The 15,886-nt window shown below is 71.9% G+C and carries 15 protein-coding genes; 11 read left to right on the top strand and 4 right to left on the bottom strand.

The features are described 5' to 3' along the window. Positions 1 to 59 precede the first annotated feature (59 nt). On the top strand, positions 60 to 353 hold the full coding sequence (locus OHS18_RS34515) for a WXG100 family type VII secretion target (protein WP_328445467.1): 294 nt from the start codon (positions 60 to 62) through the stop codon (positions 351 to 353). A 79-nt stretch (positions 354 to 432) separates the two neighbouring features. Here the strand turns inward: OHS18_RS34515 and OHS18_RS34520 are convergent, their stop codons facing one another. Then, the gene (locus OHS18_RS34520; RefSeq protein ID WP_328613620.1) at positions 433 to 1,158 is read right to left on the bottom strand and encodes a DUF4333 domain-containing protein; all 726 of its coding nucleotides are present in this window, start codon (positions 1,156 to 1,158) and stop codon (positions 433 to 435) included. Between the two features lie 41 nt (positions 1,159 to 1,199). After that, positions 1,200 to 2,093 carry a hypothetical protein gene (locus OHS18_RS34525; protein ID WP_328445463.1) on the bottom strand — a complete coding sequence of 298 codons (894 nt, stop codon included), beginning with the start codon at positions 2,091 to 2,093 and terminating at the stop codon, positions 1,200 to 1,202. Between the two features lie 265 nt (positions 2,094 to 2,358). On the opposite strand from OHS18_RS34525, the gene rplM reads away from it, so the two are divergent. From rplM to glmM, 3 genes are all read left to right on the top strand, one after another. Continuing rightward, positions 2,359 to 2,811 (top strand): 50S ribosomal protein L13, encoded by a 453-nt coding sequence (gene rplM, locus OHS18_RS34530; protein WP_328445461.1) that lies wholly within the window; start codon positions 2,359 to 2,361, stop codon positions 2,809 to 2,811. A 14-nt stretch (positions 2,812 to 2,825) separates the two neighbouring features. After that, on the top strand, positions 2,826 to 3,410 hold the full coding sequence (gene rpsI, locus OHS18_RS34535) for a 30S ribosomal protein S9 (RefSeq protein ID WP_442874312.1): 585 nt from the start codon (positions 2,826 to 2,828) through the stop codon (positions 3,408 to 3,410). A gap of 199 nt (positions 3,411 to 3,609) precedes the next feature. Further along, positions 3,610 to 4,944: a phosphoglucosamine mutase gene (gene glmM, locus OHS18_RS34540; protein ID WP_328613621.1), complete on the top strand. Its 1,335-nt coding sequence runs from the start codon at positions 3,610 to 3,612 to the stop codon at positions 4,942 to 4,944. A 43-nt stretch (positions 4,945 to 4,987) separates the two neighbouring features. On the opposite strand, the gene OHS18_RS34545 is transcribed toward glmM, so the two are convergent. Further along, on the bottom strand, positions 4,988 to 5,869 hold the full coding sequence (locus OHS18_RS34545) for a cytochrome P450 (RefSeq protein ID WP_328613622.1): 882 nt from the start codon (positions 5,867 to 5,869) through the stop codon (positions 4,988 to 4,990). Between the two features lie 30 nt (positions 5,870 to 5,899). Here OHS18_RS34545 and OHS18_RS34550 point away from each other — a divergent pair, with 30 nt between their 5' ends. The 5 genes from OHS18_RS34550 to OHS18_RS34570 all read left to right on the top strand — a co-directional run bounded on the left by OHS18_RS34550 (position 5,900) and on the right by OHS18_RS34570 (position 11,311). After that, on the top strand, positions 5,900 to 7,468 hold the full coding sequence (locus OHS18_RS34550) for a fatty acyl-AMP ligase (RefSeq protein WP_328613623.1): 1,569 nt from the start codon (positions 5,900 to 5,902) through the stop codon (positions 7,466 to 7,468). Continuing rightward, positions 7,461 to 7,721: an acyl carrier protein gene (locus OHS18_RS34555; RefSeq protein WP_328445454.1), complete on the top strand. Its 261-nt coding sequence runs from the start codon at positions 7,461 to 7,463 to the stop codon at positions 7,719 to 7,721. The genes OHS18_RS34550 and OHS18_RS34555 overlap by 8 nt, the downstream gene beginning before the upstream one ends. A gap of 150 nt (positions 7,722 to 7,871) precedes the next feature. Beyond that, the gene (locus OHS18_RS34560; RefSeq protein WP_328445453.1) at positions 7,872 to 8,183 is read left to right on the top strand and encodes a hypothetical protein; all 312 of its coding nucleotides are present in this window, start codon (positions 7,872 to 7,874) and stop codon (positions 8,181 to 8,183) included. Continuing rightward, positions 8,183 to 10,801: a WXG100 family type VII secretion target gene (locus OHS18_RS34565; RefSeq protein WP_328613624.1), complete on the top strand. Its 2,619-nt coding sequence runs from the start codon at positions 8,183 to 8,185 to the stop codon at positions 10,799 to 10,801. The genes OHS18_RS34560 and OHS18_RS34565 overlap by 1 nt, the downstream gene beginning before the upstream one ends. 33 nt (positions 10,802 to 10,834) lie before the next feature. Beyond that, positions 10,835 to 11,311 carry a hypothetical protein gene (locus tag OHS18_RS34570; RefSeq protein WP_328613625.1) on the top strand — a complete coding sequence of 159 codons (477 nt, stop codon included), beginning with the start codon at positions 10,835 to 10,837 and terminating at the stop codon, positions 11,309 to 11,311. A gap of 57 nt (positions 11,312 to 11,368) precedes the next feature. Here the strand turns inward: OHS18_RS34570 and OHS18_RS34575 are convergent, their stop codons facing one another. Then, positions 11,369 to 12,193, bottom strand: a complete 825-nt coding sequence (locus OHS18_RS34575) for a dienelactone hydrolase family protein (RefSeq protein WP_328613626.1) — start codon at positions 12,191 to 12,193, stop codon at positions 11,369 to 11,371. 274 nt (positions 12,194 to 12,467) lie between these two features. Here OHS18_RS34575 and glmS point away from each other — a divergent pair, with 274 nt between their 5' ends. Together glmS and OHS18_RS34585 are read left to right on the top strand one after the other, a co-directional pair. Next, positions 12,468 to 14,330, top strand: coding sequence for a glutamine--fructose-6-phosphate transaminase (isomerizing) (gene glmS / locus OHS18_RS34580; RefSeq protein WP_328445448.1), 1,863 nt, complete (start codon positions 12,468 to 12,470; stop codon positions 14,328 to 14,330). 15 nt (positions 14,331 to 14,345) lie between these two features. After that, complete coding sequence (locus OHS18_RS34585) at positions 14,346 to 15,788, top strand: NAD(P)H-hydrate dehydratase (RefSeq protein WP_328613627.1); 1,443 nt, start codon at positions 14,346 to 14,348, stop codon at positions 15,786 to 15,788. The last annotated feature ends 98 nt before the right edge of the window (positions 15,789 to 15,886 follow it).

Consider the following 15,886-nt stretch of genomic DNA (forward strand, 5'->3'; position numbering starts at 1 on the left):
CTTCACCTTCGTCTTTCTTTTCATTCACCCGAAATTCTTGAGTACAGAAGGAGCACATCATGCCTGATGGCGCCGGAATTGTCGTCAATTATGCCACCATCCGCGCGGCCGCGGACGACTGCCAGCAGACCGGTGGCGAGCTGCAGCAGGCGTTCGACCGCCTGAAGGACGACCTCAAGCCGCTGATCACCACCTGGACCGGTTCCGCCAAGGAGCAGTACGACCAGGCCCAGCGCACCTGGGACCAGAAGTTCGAGGACCTGAAGCAGGTTCTGGCGCAGATCGCCGCCGCCCTGCCGCAGATCGCCGACGGTTACCAGCAGACGGACAGCGCTGTCGAAGGCCTGTTCTGAGCCGCTAGCCCCGGGAACCACGGCGGGCCCGCACTTCGGTGCGGGGCCCGCCGTTTTCCGTTTGCGGGTAAGGGAAAACTCAGTGCGGCGCGCCGACTTCGTACTCGGGCCGGTCGTTGAGCACCCGCACGGTCACCTTCTTGGCCTGGCCGCCGATCTGCACCGTGCAGTCGAAGGTCGTGCCGTTCTGCGCGGCCTCGTTCGACGGGCACTGCGCGTTCTTCACGTCCGGCTCGCCGTAGCTCTCGTTCAGGACCTTCACCACACCGTCCTGAAGGGACTGCTGGTCCAGCACGTCGCCGCGGAACGCGCCGAGCAGCCACGCGCCACCGCCGCCGACCACGAGCACCAGGACCGCGATCCCGGCGATCAGCAACGGTTTTTTCGACTTCGGCTTCTTTTCCGGCGCCGCGGCGAACGCGCCCAGGCCGCCGTACTGCGACGGCTGGAACCCACCGCCGTACGGCTGCCCCGGCTGTCCCGGTTGCTGCGCGGGCCAGCCGCCGCCCGGCGTGCCCTGCTGGGGTGTCGGCTGCGACGGCGGTTGCTGCTGCTGCCAAGGCGCGTTCTGCTGTCCCTGCCACGGCCCGGAGAACGAGCCGGACGGGCCGGGCTGCTGCGGGGCCCACTGGCCGGTGTAGGACCCGGTGGCCGCGCCCGGGGCGTCGTTCTGCTGCCACTGCCCGGAATGCGGGCCGGTCGGCTGCTGTTCCGGCTGCCACGCCGGCGCCTGCGGGTTCGCGGGCGCCGGCGGGTCGGCCGGCGGCTGCCACCACTGCGGCTGCTGGTCGGGCGGCTGGGTCATCGGAGATCACCTCGGGTCGGGCGGTGGGGGACGGCCACGGGTCAGTTGCCCTGCGCGTCGCCGAGACGGCGGTAGAAGTCGTCCATCGCCGCCCGGTCGGGCAGCACGGTGATCTGCGCCGCGTCGGGCAGCTTCGGCATGTCCTGCAGGCTCGCCGGGCCGGTGAACTTGAACTCGTACTTGAGCTCGAGCTGGTGGCCGTCGCCGCCGAACTTGGCGTCCATCACGAACGAGACGAGGCTGCCGTCCGGGTTCAGCGTGATCGTGGTCGGCACCATGGCCTTGTTCAGCTCCGGCCCGATCTGGCTCGTGACGCTGTCCGGCAGGATCTCGACCCGGTCCTTGACGAAGACCTGGAACGGCACGTTGACCGTCAGCGCGGTCTTGCCGTCGCCGAGGCTCTTCGCCCCGCGGACCGCGCGCTTGTCGGCCTTGTAGGCCTCCACCGTCGAGTCGGCCATCCGGCACGGGGTCAGCACCCCGCCCCAGACGCACGGCTGGACCAGGCCGGCCTCGGGCTTCGGCATCGACACCCACGCCGTCGGCGAGACGCCCTTCTGCACGTACATCGGGCCGAGGTAGGTGTATTCGACCGGGCCGTCCGCGGGCGTGTACGTGTCGATGATCTCATCGGGGTTCTTCAGCGAGCGGTGCCGCACGACCCGGTTCTCCGGGCTGCCGGTGCGCGCCGACGTGACCGTGCTGTGGATCCACTTGTCGTCGAACTTGAAGTAGGCGTCGAGCGAGTTGGTGACGTTGCGCGTGTCGGTGATGCTGTCCTCGAGCTTGCCGATGAGCTGCTCGAACTTGCCGCCGACGTAGTCCGCCGCGTCGTCGCCCTTCGGCAGCGGCGTGCCCGCCTTGGCCTGGCCGCAGGCGCTGACGAGCGCCAGGAAAGCCCCCAGGACGAAGATCGCCGTCGGTCGTTTCCTCATCGCCGTCCCCATGCCTCGTCTGTGCCCGTGCTCCGGGCGCCCGGATCGTCTCATCCTCGCGTGTCGGGGCCGCGCGTGCGGGCACTTCGGCCGGAAAACCGGGTAGAGTCCGCAGGGGCCGGGCCTGTCCCGGTGCTTCCACCCACCCCCGATGCGTGGCTGCGGCGAGCGTGGGGGTATCTTCATATGTCGTTGTGCGTTGCGGCGCATCAGCGCGCTAGGCCCGCACAGAACCCACACGCAATGTTGACGACGAGGTAGACCCTTGCCCACGTACAGCCCCAAGCCCGGCGACGTCACTCGTGCCTGGCACGTGATCGACGCCGAGGATGTCGTGCTCGGCCGGCTCGCGACCGAGGTCGCCACGCTGCTGCGCGGCAAGCACAAGCCGACCTTCGCCCCGCACGTGGACACCGGTGACTTCGTCATCATCGTCAACGCCGAGAAGGTCGCGCTCACCGGAAACAAGCGCGAGCAGAAGTTCGCCTACCGGCACAGCGGTTATCCCGGCGGCCTGCGGAAGCGGTCGTTCGGCGAGCTGCTCGACACCAAGCCCGAGCACCTTCTCGAGAAGGTCGTGAAGGGCATGCTGCCGAAGAACAAGCTCGGCCGCGCCCAGGCCAAGAAGCTCAAGGTCTACGCCGGCCCGCAGCACCCGCACGCCGCGCAGCAGCCGCAGGCGCGCGAGATCACCAAGATCGCGCAGGTCGCGCAGTGAGTGAGGAACAGTCTGTGACCAGCACCGACCCCGAGACCGCCGAGGTCACCACCGAGGCGACCGAGACCGGCGCCGTCGAGACCCCCGAGACCCCCGAGGCTCCCGCCGCCGCCGAGACCCCGGTGGCGACGAGCGAGACCCCGGTGGCCACCAGCGAGACCCCGGCGGCGACCAGCGAGTCCGCCACCGCCCCGCGCCCGTCGCGGGCCGCGGGCGGCAACGCCCAGACCGTCGGCCGCCGCAAGGAAGCCGTCGTTCGCGTGCGTGTCGTCCCGGGCACCGGCGAGTTCAAGCTCAACGGCCGTACCCTCGAGGAGTACTTCCCGAACAAGGTGCACCAGCAGCTCATCAAGGACCCGCTGGTCCTGGTCGAGAAGCCGGACGCGTTCGACATCTTCGCCAACCTGCACGGTGGCGGCGTCTCGGGTCAGGCCGGCGCGCTGCGCCTGGCCATCGCCCGTGCGCTCATCGAGGTCGACGCGGACGACCGCCCGGCCCTCAAGAAGGCCGGCTTCCTGACCCGTGACGCGCGCGCCACGGAGCGGAAGAAGTACGGCCTCAAGAAGGCCCGTAAGGCCCCGCAGTACAGCAAGCGCTGATTCGCGCCTCTGGCGCAACCCACCGGAGCGCTCATCCGTCTATCGGATGGGCGCTCCGGCGTTTTTACCGACCCGCCCGGGCCGATGTCGCATTTCCGGTGCTCGGAGCGACATTCGGGGGTGGGGGAGAGCGTCCGGGAACGCTCGCTAGGTTGTCGTGGTGGTTGCGCTGCCGCAGCCGCTCTGAGGAGGTCGATCGATGGCACGCCTGTTCGGTACCGACGGGGTACGTGGCCTGGCCAACGCCGAGCTGACGCCGGAACTGGCCCTGGCGCTGGCCGCCAGCGCCGCCCGCGTGCTGGCCGCGCACGACCGCTCACACCGGCCGGTCGCGGTTGTCGGCCGGGACCCGCGCGCCAGTGGTGAGATGCTCGAAGCCGCGGTCGTGGCCGGGCTCACCTCCGCCGGCGCGGACGTCCGCCGGGTCGGCGTCCTGCCGACGCCGGCCGTGGCCTACCTGGTCGGCTCGCTCGAAGCCGACCTGGGTGTGATGATCTCCGCGTCGCACAACCCCATGCCGGACAACGGCATCAAGCTCTTCGCCTCGGGCGGGCACAAGCTCCCCGACGGCATCGAGGACGAGATCGAGGCCGGCCTCGCCGACGGCAAGATCCGCCCGACCGGCGCCGGTGTGGGGCGCGTCACGGACGTCGATGACGCCCTCGACCGCTACGCCGAGCACCTCCTCGCGGTGACGCCGCACTCGCTCGACGGCCTCAAGGTCGTCGTCGACTGCGCGAACGGCGCGTCGTCCGCGGCCGCGCCCGAGATCTACCGCCGGGCCGGCGCCGAGGTCGTCGCGCTGTACGCCGATCCGGACGGCGTCAACATCAACGAGCACTGCGGCTCCAACCACCCGGAGCGGCTGCGCGAGGCCGTCGTCAAGCACGGCGCCGACCTCGGCATCGCCCACGACGGTGACGCCGACCGCTGCGTGGCCGTCGACTCCGCCGGCGAGCTGATCGACGGCGACCAGATCATGGCCGTGCTGGCGCTCGCGCTGGCCGAGTCCGGTGAGCTGGCCAAGGACACGCTGGTCGCGACCGTGATGAGCAACCTCGGCCTGCACCTGGCGATGCGCGCCCACGGCATCACCGTGGTCACCACCGCGGTCGGCGACCGCTACGTCCTCGAGGAGCTGCGTTCCAGCGGCTTCGCCCTCGGTGGCGAGCAGTCCGGCCACGTCGTCCTCCCGGCGCACGCCACCACGGGCGACGGCCTGCTGACGGCGCTGCGCCTGATGAGCCGCATGGCCGAGACGGGCAAGTCCCTCGCCGACCTGGCGGCCGTGATGAACCGCCTGCCGCAGGTGCTGGTGAACGTCCCGGTCGCCGACAAGGCGGCGGTCGCGGATTCGACCGAGGTCCGGGTCGCCGTCGACGAGGTCGAGGCCGAGCTGGGTGAGGAAGGCCGGGTGCTGCTGCGCCCGTCCGGCACCGAGCAGCTGATTCGCGTGATGGTCGAGGCCCCGGCCCAGGCCACCGCCCAGGCCGCCGCCGACCGCCTGGCCGGCGTGGTCTCCGCCGTTTCGTAGTCTGCCGCGGCTCTCGTGAGTGGTTAGGGCGGTTAGAACCGCCCTAACCACTCACGAGAACCCGCGCCGAGGCCAGGCCGCGAAACACCGGGTGGGTCTTCCACCGCACGTCCTCGACCCGGCACCCGCCGGCGAGGACGTCGGCCAGCTCGCGCAGCGCGATCTCGCCCTCCGCCAGCGCCACGCCGGAGCCCGGGCAGGCGTGGCGGCCCAGGCCGAACGGCAAGCCGTCGGTCAGGGAGATCGCCACCGGACCTTCGGAACCGAACCGCAGGACGTACCGGGCCGGGCAGATCTCCGCCGCCAGCCCACGCACGCTCGTCCACGCGGCGCCCGAAGCCAGCGAAAGCCCGGCGCAGGCCAGGAAGTTCAGCGAGTTCTCGTACGCCGCGTGCGCCAGTACCACCGGGTTGATCGCCAGCTCGTCGTCGTCGAGCCGGCCCGCCGCGTGCGCCGCGCGCAGGGCCGCCAGGCCGCTGCCCGGCTCGGCCGGGGCCCGGCCGAGCTGCACCGACAGCCGGAACGCCGACGCCTGGCCCGGCCGGTCGGTGCCGCCGAAGACGTCGAGGTTCGCCGTGGTCGCTTCCAGGTGATCCAGGAAGACGCCGTCGAGCGGCACACCCAGCACCGCGGCCGTCACCAGGCCCGCGACCGGCCGTGCGAAGTCGTGCACCAGGTCGAATGACGCACCCAGCGCGCCGACCACCGCGATGATCTCCGCGCGCACCGGGTCCGGGAACGGCTCCAGCCCGGCGATGATCTCCCGCAGCACGCCGCGCACCCGCGTGTGGCCGTCGCCGTCGCGCAGCAGCACGCTGGGTGACCCGAGGCCGGGATCCGACGTCAGCTCCGGCGACCGCAGGGCGCGCGCGGCCGCGTCACGGCCCTCGACCACCGCGATCCCGTGCCACTCGAACTCGTCCATCGGCTCCCCACCGTAGGGCAGGATGGGGCCGTGCCGCCCGCAGCCGTCCCGGACGAGGTCCTGACCACGCCCCTCACGGACCTCCTGCTCCGCAACGCGGCCGAAGACCGCCCCGCGTTCACCTGCCGCGTCTTCCCGGGTCCGGCCGACCACACCCTGACGTGGCCGCAGCTGCTCGCGCGCGTCCGCGGGGTCGCCCGCGAGCTGCGCCGCCTCACCCGGCCGGGTGACCGGGTGGCGATCGTCACCCGCCAGGACCTCGGCTACGTCGTCGGCTTCCTCGGGACGCTGTACGCGGGGCTCGTCGCGGTGCCGCTGTCCGTCCCGGCCGGGCGCACGCACCGCGCCCGGCTCGAGTCGGCCCTCGCCGACGCCACGCCGTCGGTGATCCTCACCTCGAAGGACTTCCTGGACGGCCTGGCGTCGCGGCCGGAGGTCCTGCTCGCGATCGAGGACGTCGAGCCGGCCGACGCCGGGCCGCCCGCCGCGGTCGCCATGACCGACCCCGCGTACCTGCAGTACACGTCGGGCTCGACGAGCCGCCCGGCCGGCGCCGTGATCTCGCACCGCGCGCTCGTGGCCAGCTGCTGGCAGACGACCCGGTGCTACCACGCCGACGCGTCGACCCACCTGGCCGGCTGGGTGCCGTTCTTCCACGACATGGGGCTGGTCCTGCTCATCGGCACGCCGGTGTTCCTGGGCGCGCACTCGGTGTTCTTCACGCCGATGGAGTTCGTGCGCGACCCGCTGCGCTGGATCCGGCTGCTGGCCGAGCACCCGGGCGCGATCACGGCGGCCCCGAACTTCGCCTTCGACCTGGCCTCGGAAGCAGCCGAAGCCGCCGCAGCAGCCGGCGAGCTCGAAGACGTCGACCTGTCGCACGTGAACTCGGTGCTCAACGGCAGTGAGCCGGTCCGCGCGGCCACCGTCGAGGCGTTCGACCGCGCTTTCGCGCCGTTCGGCTTGCCGCGCGCGGCGCAGAAGCCGTGTTACGGCTTGGCGGAGGCGACGGTGTTCGTCGCCAGCGCGGGGGACGAGGGCCCGACGATCACCGAGTTCGACGGCGAGCCGCTGGTGTCGGCGGGGCGGCCGTACGGTCAGCGGGTCAAGATTGTCGACAAAGAGATCTGGGTAGCGGGCCCCAACGTCGCCGACGGCTACTGGGGACGGCCGGACCGCGGTGACGCCTTCGCCGAGCCCGGCTGGCTCCGCACCGGCGACCTCGGCTTCCTCCACGACGGCCTGCTGTACGTCACCGGGCGGCTCAAGGACCTGATCATCGTCGACGGCCGCAACCACCACCCGCAGGACATCGAGGCGACGATCGAGGCCGCGCACCCCGCCGTCCGGGCCGGCCGGGTCGCCGCGTTCGCGGTGCGGGACAGCCGCGGCGAGGGTGTGGCGGCGGTCGTCGGCGCCGCGGACCACGGCGACGCCGTGGCGAGCGCCGTCCGCCGGGCCGTGTCGGCGGGCCACGACCTGCCCCTGCGCGGCCTGTGGCTGGTCCGGCCCGGCGCGGTGCCGCGCACCTCCAGCGGCAAGGTCTCCCGCGCCGCGGCCCGCGACCGCTGGTGGGGTGAGAATGGGCGCCATGACTGACGCGGCCGCCTACGCCGGCGAGATCCGGAAGATCGTCTGCCTCGCGCTGGAGATCCCGCCGGAGCGGCTCGCCGACTCGACCCCGTTCGACGACATCGGCCTGACGTCCCGGCAGCGGATCCAGCTGCTCGCGCGGGTCGAGGTCCGCTTCGGCGTCTCCGTCGACCTGGACGAGCTCGACCGCCTGGTGGACGTCCGGGGTGTCGCCGAGGTCATCGCCGAAGCCGTCGAGGCCCAGCGCGCCACCGGGTGACCCCCGGGGTGCACTTTTCCGAAGTCCCGGCTGGCCACGCGGCCGAACGCTAGACTCTGTGTGCATCTGCGACGGCACCGATCGGCGTCCGGGCGCGTCACAGTCTTCGAACAGGTGCCAGGGACTGTGGGATCGAAGGGGGCAGCCACCATGCCAAACGGTTATGAAGCGAGTTCGGAAGCGATGACGCGGGCGCAGATCCGCCTCAACGACGTCGCCGACGACCCGGCGGGCGAAGCGAAGAAAGTCGCGCCGACGGCGATCGTGGCTGCGGACTTCGGCCGCGTCCACCAGGACGGTTTCGGCAAGTACAAGGCCGGGATCGACGAGATCGGCGCGGGCATGACCGGGCTGTCGAACGCCCTGATGAACCTCGGCAGCGGCATCGGCACGGCCGGTGGGAAATACACCACGCAGGAATCGGACGCGGGTGCGCGGGCCAACGCGGCGGGGAGCAAGTAATGGCCGAATGGGCTGACATCAAGAAGGTCCTCGACGACCCGAACGTCTCCATGGAAAAGAAGTCCGCCCTCATGGAGGCGTACGACAAGGACACCTGGAACTTCAACGACGAAGAAGAAAAGTACGCCAAGGAATACATCGACGGGTATTCCGACCGGAACTGGGCCACCACGCCGCTCTATCCCACCGGTTCCGACGGCGAGGTCGACGACCGGCTGAAGGAAGCCCAGCAGGAGTCGCAGGCCAAGGGCAAGGAACAGCAGGCCCAGACCGACCGCAAGAACCAGGCGAAGAAGAACCTCGACGGCATCGCGAAGCCGACGCTCAACGCGGGCGCGAAGAGCTCCGACGAGCAGCTCGACCAGGGCAACGTCACGATCGACTTCCTGGTGCTGTGGACCACCGACATCTGGAACAAGATCAAGGGCGGCACCGGCCAGCTCGACCCGCAGAAGGACCTCAAGGACAAGTTCCACGAGAACCGCGGCATCCAGTACCAGAAGTTCCTCACCGACGCCGACGACCTGGCCAAGGCGCACAAGGTCGTCGAGGACACGCTCACCAAGAGCGACACCGAGCTCCAGACCCTCTTCGGGGAGTGGAAGGGCAAGGGCGCCAACGCGGCGGAGATCAAGTACGACGAGACGATCAAGCCGCACGCCAAGGAGCTCTCCCAGCAGATCGACGGCGCCGCGAAGCTGCTCCCGGAGACCGTCGGGCACGTCTTCGACGCCGTCAAGAAGAAGGTCGACGAGGTCCTCGGGCTGCACCGCACGACGATCGCCCAGGCCGACATCGGCATGGCCCGCGACGTCCTCAAGATCGCGAACGGCGAGACCGGCGAGTTCGACGACTTCATGAAGGTCGCCGGCTGGGTCGACGGGGTCAACGCGCAGAACGGCAACCAGACGAACCTCGCCGAGCGGCTGCAGAACGACGACTGCGGCTTCAACGACGAGAACAAGGAGTACGGCCGCCAGGTCTGCCGCTACTGGCGCGACGGCGCGTTCACCACCGAGTACCAGGGCCTGATCAACGCGTTCAACGGCTCGTGCAAGTCCGCCAAGGACACGATCGACCAGCAGTGGGGCGCGCTCGACCAGTACCTGGCCGGCTACACCAATCAGCTGACCGAGGCCAAGGGCGCCGGCCCGGACACGGGCAAGGGTGACGGCGGCAAGGACACCAGCACCGGCGGCGGGGGCAAGGACTCCAACACCGGTGGCGGCGGGCCGGGCACCGGCGGGGGCGGGCCGGGCACGGGTGGCGGCGGCACCGGGAGCGGTGGCGGCGGTACCACGACGCCGTCCGCGAGCGAGCCGCCGAAGCCGGAGGACGCCGCGCCGAAGCCGGGCGACGCCGGCACGAACCCGATCACCGGCAAGCCCCTCGAGGTCGACCCGTCGACCGGGGAGCCGTACCCGATCGACCCGAAGACCGGCGAGGCCATCAAGGACGCCGACGACACGGAGACGGTGTCGGTCAAGAAGGGCGACAACACGATCGAGATGTCCGAGCCCGACAAGCAGGGCAAGATGGACATCACGGTGGACGACGGCCAGGGCCACAAGAAGGACTACCCGCTCGACTGGGGCGACGACGACAAGGCCGACGCCAAGGGCGCCGACGGCAAGGGCGCCGACGGCAAGGACGCCGCCTTCGGGCCGCAGGGCAGCCAGGCCGTCAAGGACGGGCAGCCGTCGGCCGACGGCAGTTACAAGCCGGGCGCGGACGGCAAGATCCACATCCAGGACGGCAACCTGAAGATCACCGCCGAGCGGCCGGAGGGCCCTGGCGGGCCGACGGTCGTCACCGTCGACGACGGCAAGGGCGAGCCGACCACCTACACGCTGGACTCGAAGGACGGCCCGAAGACCGGCGACCTCAAGGCCGACGGCACCGGCGCGGCGTCCGACACCGGTACGTCCGGCGCGACCGCCGGCGGCACCGGTGGGTCCGACGGGGCTTCCTCCGGGCCGGACAGCAGCAGTGGCGTCGCCTCCGAGATCCAGCACGACGCCAACGCCGAGTCGCCGCTGACCAAGGACCCGTCGCCGGACAACCCGGACCCGGGCATGACGCAGGGGGCGGCGGCCGGCGGCGGTGGCGGCGGGTTCAGCGCGCCGGGCGGGATGGACTTCTCCGGCGACCTCGGCACCGGTACGACGGCCGAACCGGCGCTGGCCACGGCCGACGCGGGAGCCGGCGGTGGCGGCGACTCGACGACCACGGCCGGGGCGAGCGACTTCGGCTCCGCCGTCACGGGCGGGCACACGACCGCCGACTTCGCCGGCGCGGTGTCGCTGGACCCGGGCGCCCAGACGGGCAGCGACGCGTCGCTCCCGGCGGCCGACGGCGGCGGGCTCGGCGCGACGCCGGTCGACCCCGGCGCGCACCAGGCGGCCGCGAGCGGCTCGGCCAGCGGCATGAGCGGCATGGGGGGCATGGGCGGAATGATGGGCGGTATGGGCGGCTCGCCCGGCGGGGGCGGTGACCAGCAGCGCGGCGCCAGCCAGTACCGCATCGAAGGCGGCGTGTTCGAGACGAGTGGCGCGAAGGGCCGGATCAGCGGCTCGCTGGACGACGAGGGTGAGCGCTCGATCCGGTACGACCGGTGACGGGCCAGTGAGGGTAGAGCCTGAGGAGGGGCGATGAGCAGCGCCGAAGAGCGGTATCGCGCGGCGGTCTCCACCATGGACGCCGCGGCGCGCGAGCAGGACGAGCAGCGGGGGCTGCGGGACCGGCGCGTCGCGGAGGCCGAGACGCAGGCGCGCGAGGGCCTGAAGAACGAGCTGGGTGCGGCGCAGAAGTACGCCGAGCACATGGACGAGCTCAACAAGCGCAAGCAGAGCGCGGGCGGCTGGGCGACGGAGAAGACCCTGGCCGACAAGGGCCGGGAGTCGCTGATGCAGTTCGGCGGCGAGGACGAGGACTCGACGCCGACGAACAGCTTCCCGGCGTACCCGGCCCCGGCCGCGGCGGCCTCGCAGCCCGAGCCGGTGGCGGCGGTGCCTCCGCCGGTGCCGGAGCCCCCGGCCCCGGCGCCCGAGCCGCAGCGGCCCCGGGGACGCCACGCGCGTCCGGTCGAGGACGAGGACGACTTCTCCAGCACGAGCTGGCTGGTCTGAGGGAAAACGCGAAAAAGGCCCGGCGCGAGCCGGGCCTTTTTCGCGTCAGTAGGGGACTCAGTGGGCGGGTTCGTCCTCGCGCTCGATGGTCGCGCGCTTGACGTCCGCCTCCAGCAGGGGCCGGTACTTGTCCGTGCCGGTCAGGTGGGTCAGGAAGAACGCCGTGAACAGCGCGCGGGTGAGCTGCTGGGTGCCGCGGTGGGGCTTGCCGTGCATGATCAGCTGCGACCAGTGCCGGCCCTCGGTGACGCCGAGGTGGGACGCCTTGCCGAGGGTGCGCAGCTGGACGTCGTCGCCGCCCCAGTTGTCCGAGATCGCCTCGGCGTGGCCGACGGCCGGCGCGACCAGGTCTTCTTCGGCGGCCAGGTGCAGACCCGGGACGGTGATGGCGCGTGCGGCCTCGCTCGCCGGCGGGAGCGTCTGGGCGGCCGTGATGGTCGCGACGGCGCGGATCCGCGGGTTTTCGGCCTGCGCGTCCTGCGCCGCGGCCAGCACCGCCGAGCCACCGCCGGCCGAGTGCCCGGCGAGGCCGAGCTTGGCCGGGTCGACGCTGATGCCGTCCGGGCCGAGGCGGACCGTCGTGACGACGTCGAGGGTGGTCAGGAGATCGGCGGCGAGCAGCCGGTGCGAGGGCAGCGGCCCCCGCTGGGTCGCCGGCGCCGCGGCGACGATGCCCCAGCTGGCGAGGTGGTGCAGGAGCTGCCGGTACCGGTCGGGCGGCTGCAGCCAGCCGTGCCCGAAGGCGATGGCGGGCAGACCGAGGCCGGCGCGGGGCGTGTACACCACGCCCGGCAGGCCGACCAGGGCGAGGTTGCCCCGGAGGACCTCGTGCGGACCCGGGTGCTTCAGCTCCGCGAGCAGCTGTTTGGGCTTGCTGGCCATGGCCGGAACCCTACTGCCCGCACCCGCCCCCGGCTCGCTCGCCGCCCCGGCACCCCTCAAACGCCCCGATGTGGCCTTCGGCGCGTCTGACGCACCGAAGACGGCCTTCGGTGCGTCGGACGCAACCAAGGCTGCCTCGGGGCGCTCGGGAGTGGGCTGGCGGTGTCACCCGGTTCGGCATTGGTCCGGACCATATGGAGTGACGTCCGTGCAGGTCGGGACCGGTTCGCGTGCCCGGTCAGCCGGCCGAATGTCCCTCGTTAGGCTGGTGCGCGTGTGTGGAATCGTGGGATATGTCGGGCACCGCCCGGCTCTGGACGTCGTTCTCGGCGGGCTCCGGCGGATGGAGTACCGCGGTTACGACTCGTCCGGGGTCGCGGTCCTCGACGGCGCCGGCGCACTGAACGTCGAGCGCAAGGCCGGCCGGCTCGCCAACCTGGAAGCCGAGCTGGACAAGGTCGGTCGCGACAGCTTCGCCGGCACCGCCGGCATGGGCCACACCCGCTGGGCCACCCACGGTGCCCCGGTGGACCGCAACTCGCACCCGCACCGGGACGCCTCCCAGCGCGTCGCGGTCGTGCACAACGGCATCATCGAGAACTTCGCCGCCCTGCGCGCCGAGCTGGAAGCCGACGGCGTCGAGATGGCCAGCGACACCGACAGCGAGACCGCCGCGCACCTCATCGCGCGGGCCTACACCGGCGGCGAGACCGCCGGGGACTTCGCGGCCAGCGTCGCCGCCGTCTGCCGTCGCCTCGAAGGCGCGTTCACGCTGGTCGTGACGCACGCCGACCACTCCGGCACGATCGTCGCGGCGCGCCGGTCGTCGCCGCTGGTCGTCGGCGTCGGCGAGGGCGAGCACTTCGTCGCCTCCGACGTCTCCGCGTTCATCGAGCACACCCGCGAGGCCGTCGAGCTGGGGCAGGACCAGCTCGTCGTGATCACCCGCGAGGGCTACGAGGTCACCGACTTCCACGGCGACGCCGCCCAGGCGAAGCCGTTCACCGTCGACTGGGACCTGAGCGCCGCCGAAAAGGGCGGCCACGAGTACTTCATGCTCAAGGAGATCGAGGAGCAGCCCGAGGCGCTGGCGAACACCCTTCGCGGGCACTTCGACAACGGCCGGATCATCCTCGACGAGCAGCGCATCTCCGACCAGGACCTGCGCGACGTCGACAAGGTCTTCGTCGTCGCCTGCGGGTCGGCCTACCACTCCGGCCTGGTCGCCAAGTACGCCATCGAGCACTGGTGCCGCCTGCCGGTCGAGGTCGAGCTGGCCAGCGAGTTCCGCTACCGCGACCCGGTGCTCGACCGCGCGACGCTCGTCGTCGCCGTGTCGCAGTCCGGCGAGACGGCGGACACGCTGGAGGCCGTCCGCCACGCGCGCGAGCAGAAGGCGCGCGTGCTGGCCGTCTGCAACACCAACGGCGCGCAGATCCCGCGCGAGTCCGACGCGGTGCTCTACACCCACGCCGGGCCCGAGATCGGCGTCGCCTCGACGAAGGCGTTCCTCGCGCAGATCGCCGCCAACTACCTGGTCGGCCTGGCCCTGGCGCAGGCCCGCGGCACCAAGTACCCGGACGAGGTCGCCCGCGAGTTCGCCGAGCTGGAGGCCATGCCCGCGGCCGTCCAGAAGGTGCTGTCCACTGTGGACCAGGTGCGCGACCTCGGCCGCCGGATCGCCGACTCGAAGGCCGTGCTGTTCCTCGGCCGCCACGTCGGGTTCCCGGTCGCCCTCGAAGGCGCGCTGAAGCTCAAGGAACTCGCGTACATGCACGCCGAGGGCTTCGCCGCCGGCGAGCTCAAGCACGGCCCGATCGCGCTGATCGAGGAGGGCCTGCCCGTCGTCGTCGTGATGCCGTCGCCCAAGGGCCGCGCGGTGCTGCACTCGAAGCTGGTGTCGAACATCAGCGAGATCCAGGCACGCGGCGCGCGCACGATCGTGATCGCCGAAGAGGGTGACGAGACGGTCCGGCCGTTCGCGGACGAGCTGATCGAGATCCCCGCGGTGCCGACGCTGCTGCAGCCGCTGGTGTCCACGGTCCCGCTGCAGGTGCTGGCCGCGGAGATCGCCCGTGCTCGCGGGTACGACGTCGACAAGCCGCGTAACCTGGCGAAGTCTGTCACCGTCGAATAGCGGGAGGCCTTCGCCGTGCAGGGAATCTGGACCACGGAACGGATTCGCGAGGCGGAGGGGCGGTTGTTCGCCGTCACGCCCGAGGGCGAGCTGATGCGGCGCGCGTCGTTCGGGCTCGCCGTGCGGCTGGCGGAGTTCCTCGGCGAGCACACCGGCACGGTGTCGGGACGCCGGGTCGTCTTGCTGGTCGGCTCCGGTGACAACGGCGGCGACGCGTTGTGGGCCGGGGCTTTCCTGCGCCGCCGCGGAGTCGCCGTCACGGCTGTCCTGCTGGGTTCCCGGGCCCACGAGGCCGGACTCGCGGCGCTGCGGCGAGCCGGTGGCCGGGTGGTGTCCGGCGAGGACGGTCCACAGTGGATCGCGCGGGCGGACGTCGTGGTCGACGGGATCATCGGGATTTCGGGGCACGGTTCGCTGCGGCCGGACGCCGCGCGGCTGGTGTCCCTCGTCGAAGCGCCGATCGTCGCGGTCGACCTGCCCAGCGGCGTCGATCCGGACACCGGCGCCGTCGACGGCCCGGCGGTTCGCGCGGACCTGACGGTCACCTTCGGCGGCCGCAAGCCGGTGCACGTGCTGGCGCCGACGTGGTGCGGCGAGGTGGTGCTGGTCGACATCGGTCTCGGCCCGGAGCTGGGGGAGCCCTCGATCCGGCAGCTGGACGTCGTGGACATCGCCGCGGCCTGGCCGGTGCCGGGCCCGGAGGACGACAAGTACAGCCAGGGCGTGGTCGGTGTCGCGGCGGGCTCGGCGACGTACCCGGGCGCGGCGGTGCTGACGGCGGGCTCGGCGGTGCGCGCGACGGCCGGGATGGTCCGGTACGCGGGGCACGCGGCCGACGTCGTCCGCACGCAGTGGCCGGAGGTCATCGCGACAGGCACGGTCGCGGACGCTGGGCGCGTCCAGGCGTGGGCGGTCGGGCCCGGCATCGGCACGGGCTCGGAGGGCCGCGACGTCGTCCGGTACGTCCTGGGCCGCGGCTTGCCGGTGTGCGCGGACGCCGACGCGACGACGATCATCGCGAAGTCCCCGGACGTCCTCGACGCGCGCGACCCGGACACGCCGCTGGTCCTGACGCCGCACGCGGGTGAGTACGAGCGCCTGATGGGCGCCGCGCCGGGCCCTGACCGGGTGAAAGCCGCTCGCGACGCGTCGCGCCGGTACAACGCGGTGGTGCTGCTGAAGGGGTACGTCACGGTGATCGCGGCCCCGGACGGCCGGGTGGCGGTCAACAAGCCGCACGGCGCCTGGCTGGCCACGCCGGGGTCGGGCGACGTGCTGTCCGGCCTGATCGGCTCACTGCTGGCGGCCGGCTTGGACCCGTGGCTGGCCGCGGCCGCGGCGGCCCACGTGCACTCCCTGGCGGGCGCGATCGCGGCCCGGAACGCCCCGACGTCGTCCTCGGCCCTGGTCCACGCGATCCCGGAAGCGATCCGCGCGATCCGCTCCCTCACCCCCTGACCCCAAAGCGCCACTTTCTCCGTGAAAGTGTTCCGGAGCCACCTCCTCCGGAACACTTTCACGGAGAAAGTGGCGCTTTGGGACGGCGGGGGCGTGAA

This window comes from Amycolatopsis sp. NBC_00355 (assembly GCF_036104975.1).
GTDB lineage: Bacteria > Actinomycetota > Actinomycetes > Mycobacteriales > Pseudonocardiaceae > Amycolatopsis.

What these genes read in the sequence shown, in the direction of transcription:
- OHS18_RS34515 (WP_328445467.1), top strand. Translation starts at nt 60, where the DNA reads ATGCCTGATGGCGCCGGAATTGTCGTCAATTATGCCACCATCCGCGCG.
- OHS18_RS34520 (WP_328613620.1), bottom strand. Translation starts at nt 1,158, where the DNA reads ATGACCCAGCCGCCCGACCAGCAGCCGCAGTGGTGGCAGCCGCCGGCC.
- OHS18_RS34525 (WP_328445463.1), bottom strand. Translation starts at nt 2,093, where the DNA reads ATGAGGAAACGACCGACGGCGATCTTCGTCCTGGGGGCTTTCCTGGCG.
- glmM (WP_328613621.1), top strand. Translation starts at nt 3,610, where the DNA reads ATGGCACGCCTGTTCGGTACCGACGGGGTACGTGGCCTGGCCAACGCC.
- OHS18_RS34545 (WP_328613622.1), bottom strand. Translation starts at nt 5,869, where the DNA reads ATGGACGAGTTCGAGTGGCACGGGATCGCGGTGGTCGAGGGCCGTGAC.
- OHS18_RS34555 (WP_328445454.1), top strand. Translation starts at nt 7,461, where the DNA reads ATGACTGACGCGGCCGCCTACGCCGGCGAGATCCGGAAGATCGTCTGC.
- OHS18_RS34560 (WP_328445453.1), top strand. Translation starts at nt 7,872, where the DNA reads ATGCCAAACGGTTATGAAGCGAGTTCGGAAGCGATGACGCGGGCGCAG.
- OHS18_RS34565 (WP_328613624.1), top strand. Translation starts at nt 8,183, where the DNA reads ATGGCCGAATGGGCTGACATCAAGAAGGTCCTCGACGACCCGAACGTC.
- OHS18_RS34570 (WP_328613625.1), top strand. Translation starts at nt 10,835, where the DNA reads ATGAGCAGCGCCGAAGAGCGGTATCGCGCGGCGGTCTCCACCATGGAC.
- OHS18_RS34575 (WP_328613626.1), bottom strand. Translation starts at nt 12,193, where the DNA reads ATGGCCAGCAAGCCCAAACAGCTGCTCGCGGAGCTGAAGCACCCGGGT.